This window comes from Schinkia azotoformans (genome assembly GCF_035811335.1).
GTDB classification, from domain to species: domain Bacteria; phylum Bacillota; class Bacilli; order Bacillales; family Bacillaceae_J; genus Schinkia; species Schinkia azotoformans.
This window is the reverse complement of record NZ_JARSMD010000008.1, coordinates 97,705-117,321: the sequence shown is the minus strand read 5'-3', so window position 1 is coordinate 117,321 and position 19,617 is coordinate 97,705. Positions and strand designations below refer to the sequence as shown.

Genomic DNA, 19,617 nt, shown 5'->3' with positions numbered 1-19,617 from the left:
CTAGTGGGTCGGGAACTGTGTCTCAGTTTTTTCGGGACGCGGGGTCGGGAACTATGGCCCAAAGGAACGAACCGGGGCCCAGCCACAAAAAAAGAGAGCACGCAGCCCTCTAAATTACTAGCATTATTTATTTTCATCCGTACCCTTTACAACCAAATCCACTAAATGTTCCCACGTTGAGAATTTTAAAGCATCCATCGCTTTCCCACTTCCGATGACACCGTAGCCAAACATAATCCCAGCTGTCATGCTAACAACGAGTAGGATCGCAACAATGAGCAAGCGCAGCCAAATAGGAATAAGCCGGATTTTGGTCGGCTTTTTTTGTTCGGTATCCTTCTCTCGACTTTGTTGTTTTTGGACACGTTCGGCTCGCGCAACAACTCTTGCTTGTCTCCGTTGTATGCGTGATTTCTGTTCAGCTTGCCTTAACTGTTCAAATTCACTTGCCATTGTTGTTACCCCTTTAATTTTACTTATATATACATAGAAGAAACTTACTCGGGTTGGAATAAACTACCTCAAATTAGATATCAGACCAGCCATTTGGTCTGCTATTGAGATGGATTTTGCATTGAATTGGTATGAGCGTTGGGCGGTCAGTAGCTCTGTCATTTCCGTTGCGGTATCGACGTTTGACATTTCTAAGGCCCTTTGCTGGATCAAACCTTCTTCACCTTCTACAACCTGATAAACTTCCTCATCCAATAGGTTTAGTTGTTCTAAGTCCGGCAATGCAAATTGATTCTCACCTATTGCCTGTAAAAGTTGCGGGCGAAGTACTTGAACAAGTTGAAGTTGGCCCAATGATTCTTCGGTATTATCATTGTTTGTTACGATTACTTCACCAGACTCAGAGAATTTTATATCCTTAAAATTCTCTGGAACAAATATCGGTTCACCATTTGTTCCAAGGACAAAATCTCCATTACCTGTAACTAGTGCCATTTCACCTTCATCGTAAGGTGAGAGGTAAAAGGCACCGTCCCGAGTGTAACGTGTAGTGAAGTCTCCATTTTCTTCAACGAGCAATTCAAAGAAATCATTTGGCCTTTTTAAAGCCAGGTCCAACGAGCGATCTGTTGATTTAATACTGCCTTGTTCCATCCGTAGATTTGTTTCAGAGAGTTTAGCCCCTGAGCCTTGGCGAATGCCATTTGGCGTACGACGACCAATCTCTTCATTTGCGTTTGGTTGATTATTAATTTGCTGGAATAAAAGATCATTAAAGTTTGTTTCTCTACTTTTATAGCCATTTGTGTTTGAATTGGCTAGGTTATGACCGATGGTATCTATCTTTTTCTGAAGTTGTGCCATTGTTACACTTGCTGTTAGCATTGATCGATTCATTGATCATACTCCCCCCTAGCTTATACGACCGATTTCATTTACGGCTTTTTCCATACTTTTATCGTAGGCTTGTACTACCTTTTGGTTGGCTTCGAATGTCCGATAAGCTGTCATCATTTCCGTCATCGTTTGTTCTATATTAACATTTGAACGCTCAATAAATTTCTGTTTTACCTGATAGATAATTTCCGGGTTATCAAGCGCACTTGGAAGTTCTTGATTCGCGCCATCTAGGCGGAATAGTCCATTGCCTTCTTTTACGAGTTGGCCTGGATCTTCAGCATAAGCTATTTGTATTTGTTGACCTGTATCTTCTCCATCTTCAAAAAAACGTCCATCCGCTGTAACGGTGAAATCATTACCAAAGATCATAAGGGGATCTCCAAATGTATCTGTTACATAATAACCATCCGTTGTCGTTAGATATCCTTCGCCATCAACCGTAAAGTTCCCATTTCGAGTATAACGCGGCTCACCGTTTACATCTAAGACTTGAAAAAAAATGGCACCCGGGCGATTTGTATTAGGGTTGACAGGAAGGTTGCCGTCTATTAAAGCAAGATCTGTTTGATTACCAGTTTCTTGGATATCGCCTTGTTTAAACTTCGGCAGAGCTTCCTGCATATAGACACCAGTATTGATTGGACCGATTGTTTGGATGCCATTTAGCTGATAGCGTTTTTTTACAGGTAACGTTTCCGTGTTCATGCTTGTGATCAGCATTTCTGGGAATGCCCGTAAGGATCCTTGATCTGCTTTGAACCCTGGTGTATTCGCGTTTGCTAAGTTATTTGTTAGCATTTCTTGGCGGCGTTGCTGTGAAAGCATGCCCGCTGCCGCTGTATAAAAACCTCGGAGCATATTGTTGTCTCCCTTCGAGATCGGAACTTTTCCTTTATAGTGGGACAGAGGGTCAGGTTCACTGTCCCATTTGGGTCACAGGACCCACCGAGCCACAGAACCCGACCCCTTGTCCCATTTTATATCGACCGGTTTAGCCCCATCTTTTACTTGGAAGTTTATCCATATTATCTAACATGATGCCTGTTCCGATTGCTACGCAGTCCATTGGATTTTCTGCAATTAGAACAGGAACTTTTAATTCTTCTGCTAAAAGCTGGTCGATGCCGTGAAGCAAGGCGCCGCCACCTGTTAGGATTACACCACGGTCAATAATGTCTGCTGATAGCTCTGGTGGCGTACGTTCTAATACGCTTTTTGAAGCTTGTACAATCAATGCCACTGATTCACGTAGTGCTTCCCCGATTTCTTGTGAATAAACAGTAATTGTACGTGGAAGGCCTGAGACCATATCACGACCGCGAATATCAATTTCCTCATTACGTGCACCTGGAAATACAGTTGCCACATTGACTTTGATATCTTCAGATGTTCGTTCACCAATTAACAGCTTATATTTTCTTTTGATATAATTCAGTATTTCTGTATCGAACTTGTCCCCAGCCATTTTAATAGAAGAGGCGGTGACAATATCGCCCATTGAAAGCACGGCAACATCTGTTGTTCCACCGCCAATATCTACAACCATGTTTCCACTAGGCTGGAAGATATCCATCCCTGCACCAATTGCAGCAACCTTTGGCTCTTCTTCAAGAAATACTTTTTTACCGCCGCTTTTTTCAGCAGCTTCTTTGATTGCTTTTCTTTCCACCGACGTTGTATTAGTTGGACAGCAAATTAACATCCGCGGTTTTGAGAAAAAGCCTTTCACATTGATTTTTTCAATAAAATACTTCAACATTGATTCCGTTACATCAAAATCGGCAATGACCCCATCCTTTAATGGACGAATTGCAACAATATTTCCAGGTGTACGACCTACCATACGTCTTGCCTCTTCACCAACAGCTAATGCACGACCAGTGTTGCGGTCAATCGCAACTACAGATGGTTCGTTCAAAACGATACCCTTCCCTTTCACATGGATCAGCACATTAGCCGTTCCCAAATCAATTCCGATATCCCTAGCAATCATTAATCATTATCCTCCTTAAACCATTCCATCTATATGGAAACCGATACTTTATCTCTAATATCATATTGTATCATATTTGCATAGGGTCTGTCATTTTTTGTACTATAAAGTCTAATTTTTATGGATTATAGTATAAGAAAAACATCGACATTTACCATTGTGGGCAAATATCGTGTTTTTCTAATCGGAAATTTCATTGGGAATTTATTGGATTTTTTAGATTATCTGATCTGTACTTCGGTGCTGTCTGTCTCAGCATCGGTTTTATCCGATTTGTACTTCAATTTTGTTGCTTCACCACCCCGCAAGTGTCGAATTGATTTATGATAATCGAGTATCTCTTTTACTTCGTTTGCTAGCTCGGGATTAATGTCTGGAAGTCGTTCTGTTAAATCTTTGTGGACAGTACTTTTGGAAACGCCAAATTCCTTCGCAATGACGCGAACTGTCTTCTTCGTCTCCACGATATACTTGCCAATCTTGATAGTTCGCTCTTTGATGTAATCGTGCACACCACTCGCCTCCCTAAATTGGATGTGAGAAGTGCGAAATGAGACTCACTTTATACGCTCACCTCAAACACTCTCTAAACATGGTTTGTATATATTTATTAGCGAACAAGTGGTATTATGCTTAAAAGTCAATAGGGACAAGGGAATTGTTAGAATTTTTTTGCTTTTGAGCCATGGAGTCCGCCATGGGGGCGGGAACTGTGGTCCATTTATGGGTGCAAAACAAAAGGCTGGGTATCATGGCGATACCCAGCCTTTTGTTTTGATATGTATTCGATTTAAGTAGTTATACCCCACCAAACCTTCGAGTTCGGCATTGGTATTCAACAATGGATTTAAGAAATTCGTTTTTATTAAAATCCGGCCAATACACATCGGTAAACCAAAACTCTGCATATGCTAGTTGCCACAACATAAAGTTGCTAAGCCGAATCTCCCCACTGGTGCGAATTAACAAATCAGGTTCTCCGATATCAGAAGTCATTAAATAACTAGAAAACAATTCTTCATTAATATCTTCGACTTCTAAATTACCATTCTTTGAATCTTTCACGATCTGTTTTATCGCTTCAATCATTTCATAGCGACTACCATAATTTAATGCGAAGTTTAGAATTAAACCATCATTGTACTGAGTGTCATAAATCGCTTTATTTAATGCTTTTACAGTATGTGATGGAAGTTGCTCTTGGTTCCCCATTACCCTGACTTGAACATTTTCAGTAACTAATTCAGGCAAAAATGTTCCTAAAAATTCCTCGGGGAGCCTCATTAAATAATCAACCTCTTCTTTAGGCCTCTTCCAATTTTCAGTTGAAAATGCATAAAGAGTTAACACTTTAACTCCAATTTCATTAGCTGATTTTACAATTTTACGGACTACCTTCATTCCCTCATAGTGACCGGCAATACGAGGAAGACCTCTTTTTTTAGCCCAGCGCCCATTTCCATCCATTATAATTGCAATGTGATTAGGTACAGAAGACAAATCAATATCTTCTATTGAATAATCCGAACTTGTGATTTCTGTTTTGTTCTTTATTAACGAGAAAATATCGAGCATTATATCCTCCACCTAAATTTCTTTAAAGTATTACTAAAAATAGAACTTTTATTTATTTTTCAGATAATTCAAGTATTTTGTTTGCTAGTAGGTCTATTTTATCGTAAAAACTAATGAACTTCCATATTTCTTTATTATTTTACATATTATAACAGGACCTTTATAGGAAGGAAGGACCATAGGTGAGCCATGGGGGCGGGAACTATGGTCCGCAATTACTGGAGTATTTTATCATTTAGTATAGAAGTGTTATAATTATATATAAAGTATGGGTAGGTATGAACGGAGGGTATTTTATGGCATTGCCTAAAGAAAATGTCCGATACAGTTATGCTGATTATCGTAAATGGGATGAAAATGTTCGGGTGGAATTAATTAATGGCCTAGTTTATGATATGACGCCTGCACCAAGCAGAAAACATCAGAAAATACTGCGTGAACTTTCGACTGAATTTAGTCAATTTTTAAGGAATAAAAGTTGCGAGGTTTATTTTGCTCCGTTTGATGTACGCCTGTTTAGTGAAAACAAGGATGATAAGGATATTTTAGATGTAGTGCAGCCAGATCTAACAGTTATATGTGATAAGTCTAAGTTGGACGACCATGGCTGTAACGGAAGTCCAGATTTTATTCTTGAAATATTATCGCCATCCAATACTAACTATGATCGCTGGACAAAATATAAAACCTATGAAAAGGCTGGAGTGCGTGAATATTGGATCGTTGACCCTTTCTATGAGACTGTAGAAGTATTCTTATTGGAAGATGGCTTTTATCGATTGTCTGGGGTTTACTCAAAAGAAGATGCTGTACCTGTAAATGTAGTTGAGGGACTGGAGATCGAACTTCAAAAAGTTTTTATTTAGCAAATTACATTCTGGGGCCAGAGTTATCATCAAAAGTCAGGTATCCATTGATACCTGACTTTATTATTGTTATTAACTCTTTAGTTTGCTTATGATTATTATTGAGTTCCATAAATTTCATTGATCCTATTTCTAGGATATCAATTTAAAAGGGGAGATAGTAATCACATCAAAACGAATGACTCCTCGACTCCACATCACTATATAGTAATAAATCTCCCCATGTTTTGTAGCCGCGGTCGACGAATTGCTGCAGGAGCTCGCTAAATAGGTACGCTGTTGTTAGGGCGTCGCCTAGAGCTGAGTGTCTTGGGTAGATGCGGGTGCCGAAGGCCATGGCGTATCTTTCTAGGTCACGCATATCCCAGGACGGGCTGAGGAGCCCGATTACGTTAAGCGTATCGATAAGTTTTGGCTTTTTTAGGACTTGCTTAGCTCGTCTTATTTCGTGCCGTAGGACCATTTCGTCGAAGGCAACGTAGTGACCCACTAGTGCTGCACTTTTGTTTTGTTCGATAAAGTCAAAGTAGGCGGTGATGGCGTCGATTGATTCTGGAGCCGCTTTGACTTTTTCCTCTGTTATGCCGGTTAGTTCGGTGATAATTTTTGGTATGTCCCGATTTGGTTTGACGAAGGTTTGGAATGTGTTTTGTTCTAATACTTCGAATCCTTTCATTTGTACAGCACCGATTTCAAGTAGGCGATCGGTTGTCGCTACTTGAAAGCCAGTCGTTTCAGTATCGAAGATTGTGAATGATAGTTCTTCGATTGGTGTTGATAATGGTAGATTGTCGTCCAATGGACAGGACATCGATTTTTTTAACCAGAACAAGCTTGAATCCCCCTATTTTCAATTACCCATGATTATTGTTGAAGACCAACCTGTAAAAAGTGCCAGACTTGGTACACCAGTTAGTGTGCCAGTTGTACCACCAGTGGTGCCTGTCCCCTTACTGCACGGCACTCAGTTCTATAAACTCATAGTTTTGACAAAAGATGGAACTGCAGGGCACGCACGGCTTTTAACATATTCATGATTTCGTCCTTCTCCCAGCTATGAAGGGAAGTGATGTCTATCTCCGTTGTGCTCTGTTCCCCTTTTAGATGTTTTTCCCAAGACATTTTAATCCGAGTTTTCAAAGCTACTTCGTAGGCATGGCGCAAATCGTCTGAAAGGCTCTCATACAGGACTTTTCTCCTAACTAGTTCGTTCAGAAGCTGCAGGGAGGTTCCTTCGATGATGCCATTTATTGCCCCCAGCACCTGCAAGCAATGATGAAGTGGGAACAGGGCATGTTTTTTTACATCTATCACGTTCTTCTTTCCTTTGAAAAGCCCGAGAAAAGATTGGTCAATTTGTGGAACTAATTTTTCTCGTTCTTGTTGGGCCATGTAATAAAGGAAAGTCTGGGAAACTTCCAATTTGTTTTGGACCATCGTGACAAATTGTTCGTTCAAGTTGTTATCGCCATATAAAAATCGGAACGATAAAAAGTTTTGTCCCAATAAAATTTGCTCGTCCGTTGTTTTTAATGCCCACTCGCGAAGCCTTGCCTTCCAGTCCGTAATAGATCCACGCCAATCCGGGTTATTGGACATCATCTTGCCGATACAACGTGAATAGCCCGCTTTTTCCAGGTGCACGACGATTTCTTCACCCAGCAGTGAAAAATAATCTTCCACTGCTTGCTTTTTCGAATCATCAGGATCGGCATAGACGAGGAAATGGTCCTGATCTGTAAGCATAAACTGCTCCCCCCTAGCACCACTCCCCATTAAATACCATGTAAATGGAACCGGTGGTGTACCCTTTCCTTTCTTTTCTAATGATTCAACGGCTAGGGCTACACATTGTCGGGTGAGGCGGTCATACAGCTTTGTAATAATTTCGAGCATATGAACCGTTGAGATTTCATCATTGATTAAGCTCGTTAAAACATCATAAATGGCATTTTTAACCGATGGTAGATTGTCATATGAGGACTGTTCAATTTGTTTTAAAATACTCATCTGTCCTCTATTTTTCTTAGTAAGCAAACTAGATAGGGTCACAATTCCAACAACCCGTTCTTCTTCAATAACCGGTAAATGCTTTACACCATTTGTGTAAAAGGCTGATAAAGCCTCATAGTAATAAGCATTGCGTGAAATTGTAAGTGGATTGGGAGTCATGATGTCTTTAGCTTGAAATTGAAGTGAATGATTTTCTAATTGGGTTGCGACTCTACGAACGATGTCTTTATCCGTGATGACCCCGAGGAGCCTCTCCGCTTCGTCCACTACAAGGACCGATCCGATAGCGTGCTCTACCATTTTCCGTGCCGCTTCCTGAGCTGTCTCATTCTCGCTAATCGTAATAACCGGTTCCGTCATTAGATCTTGTACACGGCGGACAAACGGCTCACTTTCGCCCCAATCCGCAGCCAATTTCACCTGTTCGGCCAATGAAGAATAGATATCTCGTAGCCTGATTGCTACTTTTCTTAGGAAAAAATCACGGACCTCTGCGTCTGACCATCTTTTTTCGACAACTGAATAAGGGATTTTCAGGCAATATAGATCCTCAACCGCCTCTACCTCAACGGTAAGGGAACGGATATGATCATCCGGCTCACCTAAAAACTGAGCCAGACTTGAAAAGCCAATAATTTCATTTTGTTGGAGAACTTCAAGAATTTCCCTTCTGTCATTTTCCCCGCCAATGTAGACTTCTGCCACCCCGGTTAAAATGAGAAGCAGGCCTTCCCTGTGGGATTTGGCATACAGGACTTTTTCCGTTTTTTTATAAATTTTCAACTCACAGTCTTCCATTAATTTTGAAAATTGTTCCTCGGTTGAGCCTGCAAATAGTGGATGTTTATGCACCAGCTCATATAGTTCTACTTTGTTCAGTACATTCATGGCTTCTACCTCATTATTATTTTGAAAATAGACGAAAACCCCCATCCATGGCTTAACAAAGTAGGAAGGAGGGTTCTCAGTCTATTTATTTTATTTGTGGGTTAGGACTACCAATTTAAGATTTAATGAATTAACCAATCTCTCTGTAACCAGTTTGTGCTTTGAATTCAACCTCAGCGAATTTCTTCTCATCGCGTTCAGCTGAAACTAATGTACCGATAATGGCTGCCAAGAAACCAAGTGGTACCGAGATAATCGCTGGGTTCGTGAATGGGAAGATTGGATTTCCTGTAATTAATGTTGCGCCTTCTGTTGGGCTCATTACGCTTGGGCTGATTGCCACAAGAATTAATGATGAAAGAAGACCTACTACCATTGATGCTACTGCACCCGTTGTATTGAACTTTTTCCAATAGATTGTAAAAAGAATTGTTGGTAGGTTTGCTGCTGCAGCGATACAGAATGCTAGTGACACTAGGAACGCAACGTTCATTTTTTCTGCACCAAGTGCAATGATGATCGAGAATACAGCGATACCTAATGAAGCTGCACGAGCTGCCTTAACTTGCTCTTTTTCAGTTGCTTTACCTTTTTTGTAAATTTGTCCATAAAGGTCATGAGCGATCGCTGATGCTCCAGATAATACTAGACCGGCAACAACCGCTAAGATCGTCGCGAATGCAACCGCTGATACGAATGATTCAAGAACTGGTCCACCTAATACGCCGGCAAGCATTGGCGCCGCCATGTTACCAGCTGCGTTTTCGGCAATAATCGCATCTGAGCCTACGAATTTCGCCGCACCAAAGCCTAAGAAAACTGTTAATACATAGAAAATACCGATGATCCATGTTGCATAAATTACAGAAGAACGAGCTGTTTTCGCATCTTTAACCGTAAAGAAGCGCATTAGGATGTGTGGTAAACCAGCAGTACCTAGAATAAGTGCAATTAGAACTGAAATTAAATCCAATGGATTTTTATATTTAACACCTGAATGTAAGTAAGCTTCACCATGTGGTGTTGCTGTTGCCATTTCGTTAAACATTTGAACTAGACTGAAGTCAAACTTTAAGAATACTAGGAAGGAAATAATAATTGTTCCTGCCATGAGTAAACCCGCTTTAATGATCTGTACCCAGCTTGTCGCTGTCATACCACCGAATAAAACGTAAATTGTCATCATAATACCAACGATAATAACTGCAATATGATAGTCAATGCCAAGAAGAAGTTTAATAAGTGCTCCCGCTCCAACTAACTGAGCAAGCATATAGAAAATTACGATCGTGATTGTATTGAATGCTGCTGCACCACGAACTCTAGGTGCTGAAAAACGTGACGCAATCATATCTGCCATTGTATATTTACCAAGGTTACGCATTGGTTCCGCTACTAGGAATAATACTACTAGATAAGCTACTAACCAACCAATACTATAGTAAAATCCATCATAACCAACTAAAGAAATTGCCCCCGCAATACCTAAGAATGAAGCAGCTGATAAATAGTCTCCCGCTATCGCCATGCCATTTTGCCAACCAGACAAAGATCCACCAGCTGTGTAGAATTCACTTGCCGTTGAAGTTCTCTTTGCTGCCCAATAAGTTACTACTAGTGTTGCTGCTATTACAGCAACGAAAATTAGTACAGAAACAATACCCAATTAGAACGCCCCCCTTTATATGATCTCTTTTATTTGAGAATATTTTTTGCAATGATTTCTTCAGCTTCGCTATCGAAACTTGAAGACTTTTTCAAATAGATTGTTGCAAACGTCCAAGTCATGATAAACATCGCGAATGAGTAAATCCATGTCCATGTGATCCAGCCAATGGCTTTCGTTTCTAGTATACTTGTATACCCTGTTAAAATCGGAAGTATGAAATAGGCAGCCAGAAATACGATTACATATGGCGTCATAAATGCATTTTTCCGTTTAACCAACGCTTTAAACTCAGGTGTTTCAACTAATCTCTCATAATCTACGTTACCTGAACGTGTTTCCTTACGAGCAGTACTACTCATTTTTTCATCCCCTTTATTGTGTGATGTCCCTATGGATCAAATGCGCCTTGGCGTATTTGTGCCCAGATTTTTTCGAGCTCGCTCGAAAAACTACCCCTGAAAATCTGAGGCATCCGCCGGAGGCTTTAACTTTATTCAATAGAATAAAGTTAATCCTTCTCCCTTAGATAAATACTTTGTGGACTACCCTCTTAACCCCTTTGTTTTGAATCACCCCCTTAAATTCATTAGAGGTCGTCCTATTTTTTATCAGTAAGCCCGAAAAGGTGGGCTTATTGTAAACTATGTGTGAGTTGTTGTGTTTATGAGAATTTTAGTAGATTTTTATTTTTCTAATTTCTCTATCACTTTTTCCTCCAGACAAGATTTTATAACTATCTTACATGTAAGCGTATTCAACATATGATAGAAAAGTAAAATTTATTCCGCCTTTTGTGCGTATGGGTTGAGCATTGTTTGGGCTCCACTCTTTCAATATAATTTTAGGCAGAGAGTTATAACGTTTTTAATAATTTTTTGAATATTTCCATAGTTGTATTATTCCAGAATATAGGTGCTACCGTCAAGATTTTTTTTATAAATTTATTATAATTTTTTGTCGATTTGTGGTTGGACACGTTTTTGTAAGCTTGTATGTGACAATTCCTTGGCTCTTTTGTGACGTTAAATTTTTATATTGAAATAATGTTATTTCAGGATTGTGGATGAAGTTTATGGGGGGATTTGCGGGTTAGTTCGAATTTTTGTTTTATTTTATGAATAATGGTTGGTGGTAGGTCTTTGTCTTTGCTGACTTTTTCTTTATTTTTATAGGTAATCAGTATTATACATAGTGAATTATTAAGGTTTCTATAGTACAAATGTACTAATTAGGAGATTTGAGAATTACTATTTTTCAGAAGTTTTTTTACAAAAAAAGAAGGCCTTGAAGTTGTGTGGATTTTTCAAGACCTTTCATTATTTTGCTGTGTCATTAACCTCTATTCATGCTAATAGAAGCGTCAGTTTCTGGTTTTTCAGTACCAGATTTGTCTTCTTTTTTATCAGAAGGCTGATCTTTCACTTTATCAGCAGGTACTTCACTTTGCTCCGGTTGTTTTTCATCAGCAGATTTAGCCTCAGTTGCCTTATCAGCAGCATCCGTTTTTCCTTCTTCTTTCACTTGTTCAGCAGACTCTTTTGATTTTGCTGCATTTTTAGTTGCCACGTTTTCAGCTTCTGAAAATGGTTTGTTGAATAAATCATTGGGATTTATAGGGTCGTTGTTTTGACGAATTTCAAAATGTACGTGGATGCCAGCATCTTTATTATAAACGCTTGTTCCAGCTGTACCGATAACATCACCTTGATCTACTTGAATCCCCGCTTCCACATGCATTTCATCTAAGCTTTGATAGAATGTGGTTACGCCATTTTCATGCTCAATTTCTACTACGTTTCCTAGGATCGGGTCGTTTTCGGCTCTAACGACTGTGCCACTTAATGAAGCTACTACGTCAAAGCCTTCGCCATTTTCTTGGGCGATATCGATGCCAGTGCTAGGATAATACGTATTATTATAGAAAACGAGTGCGGCTTCTTGTTCTTCACTGGATGCATCATTATCATAGAATTCCTTCTTAATGACGACTGATTTTTCATCCATTACAGGCATTTTGAAGTTTTCTTCAGTTGCAGTAACAGGAATGGCTTCTTGGTTTGTGTAGTTTGGTGTTTGATTGTTGGCTACATTTTGTGCTTGCTCGTCTTTATCTGTACCGAACAGGTTGCCTGTAGCTGCTTGGAACCAAAGTACTCCTGTCAAAATTAATGCTGCACTTGCAATGTAAACTGATGGAAGCACCCATTTCTTTCTGATAATACGTTTCCACTTTGAATCTAGAGAAGTTACTTTTTCTTCCTCTCTCATTTTCATCACCTCAGCAACCAGTTTTATCAAATTTACTAGTTTCTATACATTGGAGAAAAAGTTTTTTTAGATTATTTTTCGACAAAAGGGGCGGGATTATGCATGGGGTGGGGAATTTTTTTATGGAGGGCTTGGGACATGGGGTCGGGAACTCTGGCTCGGTTCGTGAATTGTTTTACTAGGAACATTCCATGATTATAAAAGTTTTTTATCTCTTATTTATGTTTTCTTGCCGACTTTTGATTGGCAAGCAATTTTTTATTCTATTGCTTTCATATTCGTGTATCATTTATTTTGAGGGGAAAATTTATTCTATAGTACGATAAGTATTTATAGAAGTCGGGGGATGGTGTGAGTGAATTCCAAGTATAGTAAAAGTATTGAGTTGTATGGTAAGTGCATTGGTAATTTAGAGATTAGTCCTTTTGAGTCGGTGGATTTGCTGCATAGACGCAGCGATCTGGAAAGAGTGGTTCATGAACTAACCGAGGACCAGAAGATAAAGTTATCAGAATATGATTTGAAGTTAATTGATAATGCAAAGATCATGTCTGAGCATATACAGAAGGCTTATGATTTTTCTGTGTCGGATCACCCGCTAAGCGAGTGGTGGTGGCATTTGGATTTAGTGGCTAATGGGAAGAGTCCATTCAATTTGAATGTTGAATTGGAGTCCGATGAGGTAAAATAATTAAGATGTTGGTGGTGGGAGGATGGGCTTTGGGCTTGGGACAGAGTTCCCGACCCTGTGGCTCTTTCCAACCGTGACCCACAACCTGAAGAGCAAAAGAGCACCATCCCGAAAAGAGAGCCCCAGTTTCAGGAGCTCCCGCTAAATATCCTGTTTATTTCTTCGCCACTACTGCTGCGGCTATGTTGGAATCGATGCTTGAAATAGCTGTGCCTTGGTAGTAGTAGGTGATGATGTCTTTGAATGTTTTGCCTTCGGTAGCCATGCCGTTTGCACCGTATTGGCTCATACCAACACCGTGACCATAGCCTTTTGTTGTGATGACGACGTTAGTTCCCTGTTTTTTCCATGTGAAGTCACTGGAACGCAGACCTAGTTTTTCACGGATTTCGCGGCCATCGAACGTTTTGTCATTGATTTTGACTTGGGCTACACGATTGCCTTTTGTTCGAGAAATAATTTCACCAACTGTGTCTGATTTTATTTTTACATTAAGCTTCTTTTCGAAGTCAGCGACGGACACGATAACCTGGTCTTTGAATTTTGGAGATGCTTTATCCCAAGGGCTTTCTACGCTACGTAAATATGGGAATGAATTTTTCCAATAATCCTCAGAGTTTTCTGTGAAGCCATTGCTTGTTGAAAAGAATGATGCTGTGATTGGCTCGTTGTTATACGTTATGATTTGGCCTTTTGTGGCCCCTACTGCCTCTGTAATGCGTTCCATTTTCCATTCATAGTTAGCTGCTCCCCAAGCGGTGCGAAGCTCTTCTGGGCTCTTATATACCTGATGCATGACGGTATCGGTTACTACTGCCCCCTCCGGAGCGCTAATCGGTTCATTTCCTAATAATTGTTTTACGATATAAGTGCGGGCGGTTAAAGCTTGTGCTTTTAAAGCCTCTAATTCAAACTCAGCCGGCATTTCTGATGCAACGACTCCCTTTACATATTCTTCTAGTGGGATATTGTCGATTTTCTTTGTTTTACTTCTATAGACAGCAACTTCAATCGCTGGCTCCTGTAGCGTTGGATTTTGTTGGGTTGCTGAAGCTGGTACTGCCGAATTTTCATGTGGATTTAGTGTATGTTTTTCGTTTGTAAAGGGTATTACTAATAAGGTTGGAATTAATAAGATTACTGCAAAAAGTGCGGATCCAAGAATAACTAGTGGTTTGATTCGTGACATTGTCTCATCCTCCATAATAAAATGCGCCTTGGCGTATTTTCGCTCAGCGGATATTATCGAGCTTGCTCGATAAAAATCTGAGGCATCCGCCGGAGGCTTGATCTTTATTCCAAGGAATAAAGGTTCAAATTTGTTGCTATATATCTAAAATATGGGGATGGACAAGCAAATAGAACTAAAATTAGAAAAGCGCAGGCGCCCGTTTAGCGAAGTTTACGAGTCGCTGGGCGCTGGAGCTGGACAAAATTGTGCAATCTGAGACAGAGTTCCCGACCCTACGGCGCACAAAAACGCAACTAACCACACAAAAAAAGGAACCAATTGATTTTTGGCTCCTTTGCTTTGAACTAGGCCGGAGTTTCCGACCCCGTGTCCCACCATGGCTATGCTAGGTTTGACCTAACATTGATGATATTGCTTGATTTTGTAATTGTATCTTCGTTGATACGTTCGATTTCTGCACCTAGGCCGGCAAGTTTTTCGGTAAAGTTGTAATAGCCGCGATCTAGATGTTTAAGTTCGACTACGCGTGTATAGCCTTCTGCTACAAGACCAGCAAGGATGAGCGCTGCGGCAGCGCGAAGATCTGTTGCAGATACTTCTGCTCCTTGAAGATTTGCTGGACCGTTAATGATTGCTGAACGACCTTCGATTTTGATATCGCTATTCATGCGGCGGAATTCTTCCACATGCATATAACGATTTTCAAAAACCGTTTCAGTAATCATGCTCGTGCCCTCTGCTCTTAATTGCAGTGCCATCATTTGTGACTGCATATCTGTTGGAAAGCCAGGATACGGCATTGTTTTTAAATCAATTGCTTTTAGACGTTCTGGTCCGATTACACGGATTCCATCTTTAACTTCCTCAAAACGAACGCCCATCTCTTCCATTTTTGCAATTAAAGCAGTTAAATGTTCAGGAACAGCACCCTTAACAATAACATCGCCTTGCGTAATTGCTGCAGCTATCATAAATGTTCCTGCTTCAATCCGGTCAGGAATGATTGTATGATGAGCACCTACTAGTTTTTCAACGCCGTCAATACGAATTGTACCCGTGCCAGCACCTCTAACTTTTGCTCCCATTGCATTTAAGTAATTCGCTAAATCAACGATTTCAGGCTCTTTTGCAACGTTTTCGATTGTCGTTGTGCCTTCGGCTAATACAGCTGCCATCATAATATTTTCCGTTGCCCCTACGCTTGGGAAGTCTAAATATATTTTCGCACCACGAAGTCGACCCTCCACTTTTGCTTCAAGGAAGCCGTTACCTACTACAACAGAGGCACCCATAGCTTCGAAGCCTTTCAAATGTTGATCAATTGGGCGGGAACCGATCGCACATCCGCCAGGCAACGCCACACGTGCGTGACCCACACGGGCCAATAATGGTCCCATTACAAGAACAGAGGCACGCATTTTTCGAACGTACTCAAATGGGGCTTCTGTAAGTAATGGCTTAGAAGCATCAACTTGAATCATATTATCATTAAAAATAACCTCTGTGTTTAATAAACGTAAAACTTCATTAATCGTGTAAACATCTGCAAGAGAAGGGACGTCGTAAATATAGCTTTTTCCTTCACTAGCGAGTAAACTTGCTGCGATGACAGGCAGTACAGCATTCTTAGCACCTTCAACTTTTACGGTACCCGATAACCGCCTACCACCACGGACGATGATTTTATCCAAGGTATTCCCCTCCGCGTCCATTATCTATATATTAATATTCAGATGTGATGATTGGTGTGCCAATTACGACCGTAGTTGAGGCGCCCAATCCATGATTTCGTAACGCTATTTGTATATTCATTTCCTTATTCTTCTCAGGGATGCTGTTCTTCCAATTTTCAGTATATGCTGATACTGTGACAAATTCCTCTTCTTGTAAAGATTCAATTGGATCTGCGGAAAAGTCCTTTAGTATTTTAAGGGCTTGATTATACAAAACACCATCTATCTTACCACCAGTTTGACCCTTTGCACAAGAGAAAATTTGCGGACTTTTGTCGAACATTGTACCTATTTTTGTTTGAACCGATGGTGCAAAATCATTCATAAGCTCCGGTTCCCAATTTTCTCCTTCAATCACATATATAAGATACGTTTTGAGTTGATTTTTATGGGGGTAGGCGACATAAATTATTTGTTCTTTTAGTGCTGCAGTTGTGTTTTTTGTTACGGCTATTTCGCTATTATTTTGGGATTGGCTTTCGTTTTGTTGGTTGTCGATTTTTGCCGAACTTGTAGCTACATTAGTAGTATCTGCTTTTACATCTGATTCAATGCTAGTTGTTTCAGTTTTTTGGATTTTTGTTTCTGCGGTACCCACTGTTTTGTACATGCCATTTTCTTGTATTTGCTCCCATTCGAAGTTCGGGTTTTGTTTCTTTAGATGGTCGATCTTGGCATCGTATTTTTCTTTGTTTGTAAAAGAAGTGCGGTCCTCGCGTGCATAAATTGACCAACCCTCGACTTTGATTTCGTGCTTGTTCATCACTTCAAAAATATCTTGAAGTTGCTCCGTCGCATTTTCCGTCAAACCGATCACTTGGCTATTCCCATGACCATTAAATTGAAAACACATAACAAACATAAAAGTTAAAAGAACAAAAATTGGTTTATTCATTTTAAAGCTCCTCTTCTCCCTACTGGATGGCTGTGTTGATTAGATTTTGATCCGTATTTGATTCGCCATCCTCTGTTATCTCTTTTTTTAGTTTGGTTTAGTCACCTACAAGATTCTTTATTTACATTTTTGCCAGTTAATTTAGGATGAATACGTGGAAGAAGTCGTCAGTTATCGACATGGATAAGTTTTAGGTTTAAGGGGAAAATAGGTGGGGCATAGGCTCGGTCTTGGTGGGACGCAGGGTCGGGTTCTCTGTCCAGTTTTGAGCCGTGGGGTCGAGCCGTGGGGTCGGGTTCTCTGGCCCGGATGTTCGTGGGCTAAGCCGCGGGGTCGGGAACTGTGTCCCACCCAAAACGCAAAAAGTCCCGGAAATACTAAACCGGAACCTTTTAAAACATAAATTGCAGCTGCTGTGCCCAGAGAAGATAGTTTAAAAAGAAATTGCTTACTGCCGAACCGATCGCGATTGTTAATAAAATCATTAGTACTTTTGCATGACCGATCTTCCCCGGTTTGATTAACAAGTCCATTCTCAGCCCCATTAATGTCCACCAAGTAATAGCGAAAAATAGCAAATGTACAACAATGCTGACAGCCGATTGCTGACCAAAGTTTTCAAACATTATTTCCCCTCCTCCCTTCAATATTTCCCGGAAAATACATATAACGACAAAAGTTAACTTTATGTATGAATTATCACCAAATTTATTCAAAACAGCAATACGTTTAACCGACCTTTCATTAACCATTATGCAGTATTTAAAGGCAAAGTAAAAAAATATTTAATAAATTTGCTAGTACTGAGACAGAGTTCCCGACCCCATGGCCCCAAAATGGGACAGAGAACCCACCCCTGCGGTCCAACGGCCAAAGCCGCCCACACTTGCGCACGTACCAAAAAGAAAAGACTCGCCCCAGGCGAGTCTTTTCTTTTTCCACACTACACTATTGTTTACATCCCCATCACGCTGTAGAAGAAGTCGAGTGCTAGGTTTGGTGCGATTCCGAATAGGATTGTACCGATTACGCATAGGGCTACGACTACCATTACACCGCTTGGCAATTTGATCCGAACAGGTTCATTTTCGTCTACTGGGGCTACCATGAACATTTGTTTCATGACGCCGAAGTAGTAGAAGTATGAGATGACAGTTGTTGCCATCATGATGCTCACTAAGACGATGTGGCCTGGGAATGGTCCCATCGCTGTGATTGGTCCTAAGGCACCGATGAAGATGTTCAACTTACCGATAAAGCCGGCTGTACCCGGTATTCCTGCTAAAGACAACAGGAAGATTGCCATCATAACGGCGGCAATTGGTGCACGCTTGTATAGGCCGGAGAAGCTTGAGATATCGTCGCTTCCCATTTTGACTGTTACGACTTGTAGGATTGCGAACATACCAAGGTTCATTAGTAAGTAAGCTACTAGGTAGAACCAAATTCCTTCTAACCATAATGGTGATAATGAAAGGAATGGTACTAGTAAGTAACCGGCATGGGCAATACTTGAATAAGCGAATAAACGCTTGATGTTTTTCTGTCTTAATGCAATTGTGTTTCCGACAATCATTGTTAGAACAGCGATGACTCCAAGCAATGGTTTGATTGACCATAACAGGTTATAGTCGTCAGCATTCAATCCTGGTGCGCTATGAAATGCTGTAAGGAATAGACGGATGATGATGACGAATCCGGCTGTCTTCGATACAACACTCAAGAATGCTGTTACAGGTGTTGGTGAACCTTGGTATACGTCTGGTGCCCACATTTGGTAAGGGACAACTGCGATTTTGAAAGATAAACCAACAAATGAAATGATGAACGCTAGAGCTGCTAAGTTTAGTAAATCGCTGCTCGCTAAATTTGCAGTACGCATGCCAATTTCGAATATATTCGTAGTTCCAGTTATACCATAGATATAGCTGAATCCGAATAGGATAAATGCTGTTGAAATAGCTCCGTTGATGATGTATTTCATTGCAGCTTCATTCGATTGTAAATTGTCTTTACGCATACCTGCCAAAATATAAGAAGAAATAGATAACAATTCAAGGCCGATGAATAATGTAATTAAGTCTGCACTTGAAGCCATGAACATAGCACCTAAAAGTGCTGTCATAAATAAGTAGAAAAACTCACCACGATGACGAATCTTATCTTCTGGATTATAATTCATTGCTAGTAAGAAAACAAAAGCTGTTCCTACAAGGAAAATAAACTTAAATACAACGGCGAATGGATCAAAAATGTAAGTGCCAAATAAAATATCAGCTGGCTCTTGCCCTATTTGTCCAATTAAGAAAACCAACGCAATGACGATACCGGCGATTCCAATCCAACCGAGTATATTGCGGCTTTTCTTATTATCCATAAATAAATCTATTAGCGATAAAAGGGTAGCTGTAATCACAATTGTGAATTCTGGAGCCATAAGTCCCCATTTAAAGCTTAACAATGTTTCTAAATCCATATCAG

The 19,617-nt window shown here is 40.3% G+C and carries 18 protein-coding genes; 2 read left to right on the top strand and 16 right to left on the bottom strand.

What is annotated here, in order from left to right; genetic code table 11:
- Positions 1-123: 123 nt before the first annotated feature.
- From P9E47_RS04540 to P9E47_RS04515, 6 genes are all read right to left on the bottom strand, one after another.
- Complete coding sequence (locus P9E47_RS04540) at positions 124-453, bottom strand: DNA-directed RNA polymerase subunit beta (RefSeq protein ID WP_003333326.1); 330 nt, start codon at positions 451-453, stop codon at positions 124-126.
- A gap of 63 nt (positions 454-516) precedes the next feature.
- On the bottom strand, positions 517-1,350 hold the full coding sequence (locus P9E47_RS04535; RefSeq protein WP_326162681.1) for a flagellar hook-basal body protein: 834 nt from the start codon (positions 1,348-1,350) through the stop codon (positions 517-519).
- Between the two features lie 15 nt (positions 1,351-1,365).
- Positions 1,366-2,211 (bottom strand): flagellar hook-basal body protein, encoded by an 846-nt coding sequence (locus tag P9E47_RS04530; protein ID WP_326162680.1) that lies wholly within the window; start codon positions 2,209-2,211, stop codon positions 1,366-1,368.
- Between the two features lie 133 nt (positions 2,212-2,344).
- A complete protein-coding gene (gene mreB / locus P9E47_RS04525) occupies positions 2,345-3,346 on the bottom strand; it encodes a rod shape-determining protein (RefSeq protein ID WP_003333329.1) in 1,002 nt (333 codons plus the stop codon).
- Positions 3,347-3,567: 221 nt separating this feature from the next.
- Positions 3,568-3,858, bottom strand: coding sequence for a sporulation transcriptional regulator SpoIIID (spoIIID, locus tag P9E47_RS04520; protein WP_035195972.1), 291 nt, complete (start codon positions 3,856-3,858; stop codon positions 3,568-3,570).
- 286 nt (positions 3,859-4,144) lie between these two features.
- Complete coding sequence (locus P9E47_RS04515; RefSeq protein ID WP_326162679.1) at positions 4,145-4,921, bottom strand: isoprenyl transferase; 777 nt, start codon at positions 4,919-4,921, stop codon at positions 4,145-4,147.
- Between the two features lie 296 nt (positions 4,922-5,217).
- On the opposite strand from P9E47_RS04515, the gene P9E47_RS04510 reads away from it, so the two are divergent.
- Complete coding sequence (locus P9E47_RS04510) at positions 5,218-5,787, top strand: Uma2 family endonuclease (RefSeq protein WP_003333335.1); 570 nt, start codon at positions 5,218-5,220, stop codon at positions 5,785-5,787.
- A gap of 169 nt (positions 5,788-5,956) precedes the next feature.
- Here the strand turns inward: P9E47_RS04510 and P9E47_RS04505 are convergent, their stop codons facing one another.
- The 5 genes from P9E47_RS04505 to P9E47_RS04485 all read right to left on the bottom strand — a co-directional run bounded on the left by P9E47_RS04505 (position 5,957) and on the right by P9E47_RS04485 (position 12,625).
- Positions 5,957-6,619 (bottom strand): 3'-5' exonuclease, encoded by a 663-nt coding sequence (locus P9E47_RS04505; RefSeq protein WP_003333336.1) that lies wholly within the window; start codon positions 6,617-6,619, stop codon positions 5,957-5,959.
- Between the two features lie 146 nt (positions 6,620-6,765).
- On the bottom strand, positions 6,766-8,688 hold the full coding sequence (locus P9E47_RS04500; protein WP_003333337.1) for a DUF294 nucleotidyltransferase-like domain-containing protein: 1,923 nt from the start codon (positions 8,686-8,688) through the stop codon (positions 6,766-6,768).
- A gap of 130 nt (positions 8,689-8,818) precedes the next feature.
- Positions 8,819-10,354 carry a solute symporter family protein gene (locus P9E47_RS04495; RefSeq protein WP_326162677.1) on the bottom strand — a complete coding sequence of 512 codons (1,536 nt, stop codon included), beginning with the start codon at positions 10,352-10,354 and terminating at the stop codon, positions 8,819-8,821.
- 29 nt (positions 10,355-10,383) lie between these two features.
- Positions 10,384-10,716 (bottom strand): DUF485 domain-containing protein, encoded by a 333-nt coding sequence (locus P9E47_RS04490; protein WP_035195959.1) that lies wholly within the window; start codon positions 10,714-10,716, stop codon positions 10,384-10,386.
- Between the two features lie 973 nt (positions 10,717-11,689).
- Positions 11,690-12,625 (bottom strand): peptidoglycan DD-metalloendopeptidase family protein, encoded by a 936-nt coding sequence (locus P9E47_RS04485; protein WP_326162676.1) that lies wholly within the window; start codon positions 12,623-12,625, stop codon positions 11,690-11,692.
- A gap of 355 nt (positions 12,626-12,980) precedes the next feature.
- On the opposite strand from P9E47_RS04485, the gene P9E47_RS04480 reads away from it, so the two are divergent.
- Positions 12,981-13,316: a hypothetical protein gene (locus tag P9E47_RS04480; protein ID WP_326162674.1), complete on the top strand. Its 336-nt coding sequence runs from the start codon at positions 12,981-12,983 to the stop codon at positions 13,314-13,316.
- A 154-nt stretch (positions 13,317-13,470) separates the two neighbouring features.
- On the opposite strand, the gene spoIID is transcribed toward P9E47_RS04480, so the two are convergent.
- From spoIID to nuoN, 5 genes are all read right to left on the bottom strand, one after another.
- On the bottom strand, positions 13,471-14,505 hold the full coding sequence (spoIID, locus tag P9E47_RS04475; RefSeq protein WP_326151631.1) for a stage II sporulation protein D: 1,035 nt from the start codon (positions 14,503-14,505) through the stop codon (positions 13,471-13,473).
- Positions 14,506-14,888: 383 nt separating this feature from the next.
- The gene (murA, locus tag P9E47_RS04470) at positions 14,889-16,199 is read right to left on the bottom strand and encodes a UDP-N-acetylglucosamine 1-carboxyvinyltransferase (RefSeq protein WP_003333343.1); all 1,311 of its coding nucleotides are present in this window, start codon (positions 16,197-16,199) and stop codon (positions 14,889-14,891) included.
- Positions 16,200-16,230: 31 nt separating this feature from the next.
- Positions 16,231-17,136, bottom strand: coding sequence for a YwmB family TATA-box binding protein (locus P9E47_RS04465; RefSeq protein WP_326162673.1), 906 nt, complete (start codon positions 17,134-17,136; stop codon positions 16,231-16,233).
- 392 nt (positions 17,137-17,528) lie between these two features.
- Positions 17,529-17,762, bottom strand: a complete 234-nt coding sequence (locus tag P9E47_RS04460) for a DUF1146 family protein (RefSeq protein ID WP_003333347.1) — start codon at positions 17,760-17,762, stop codon at positions 17,529-17,531.
- Positions 17,763-18,091: 329 nt separating this feature from the next.
- Positions 18,092-19,612 (bottom strand): NADH-quinone oxidoreductase subunit NuoN, encoded by a 1,521-nt coding sequence (gene nuoN, locus P9E47_RS04455; RefSeq protein WP_326162672.1) that lies wholly within the window; start codon positions 19,610-19,612, stop codon positions 18,092-18,094.
- Between the last annotated feature and the right edge of the window lie 5 nt (positions 19,613-19,617).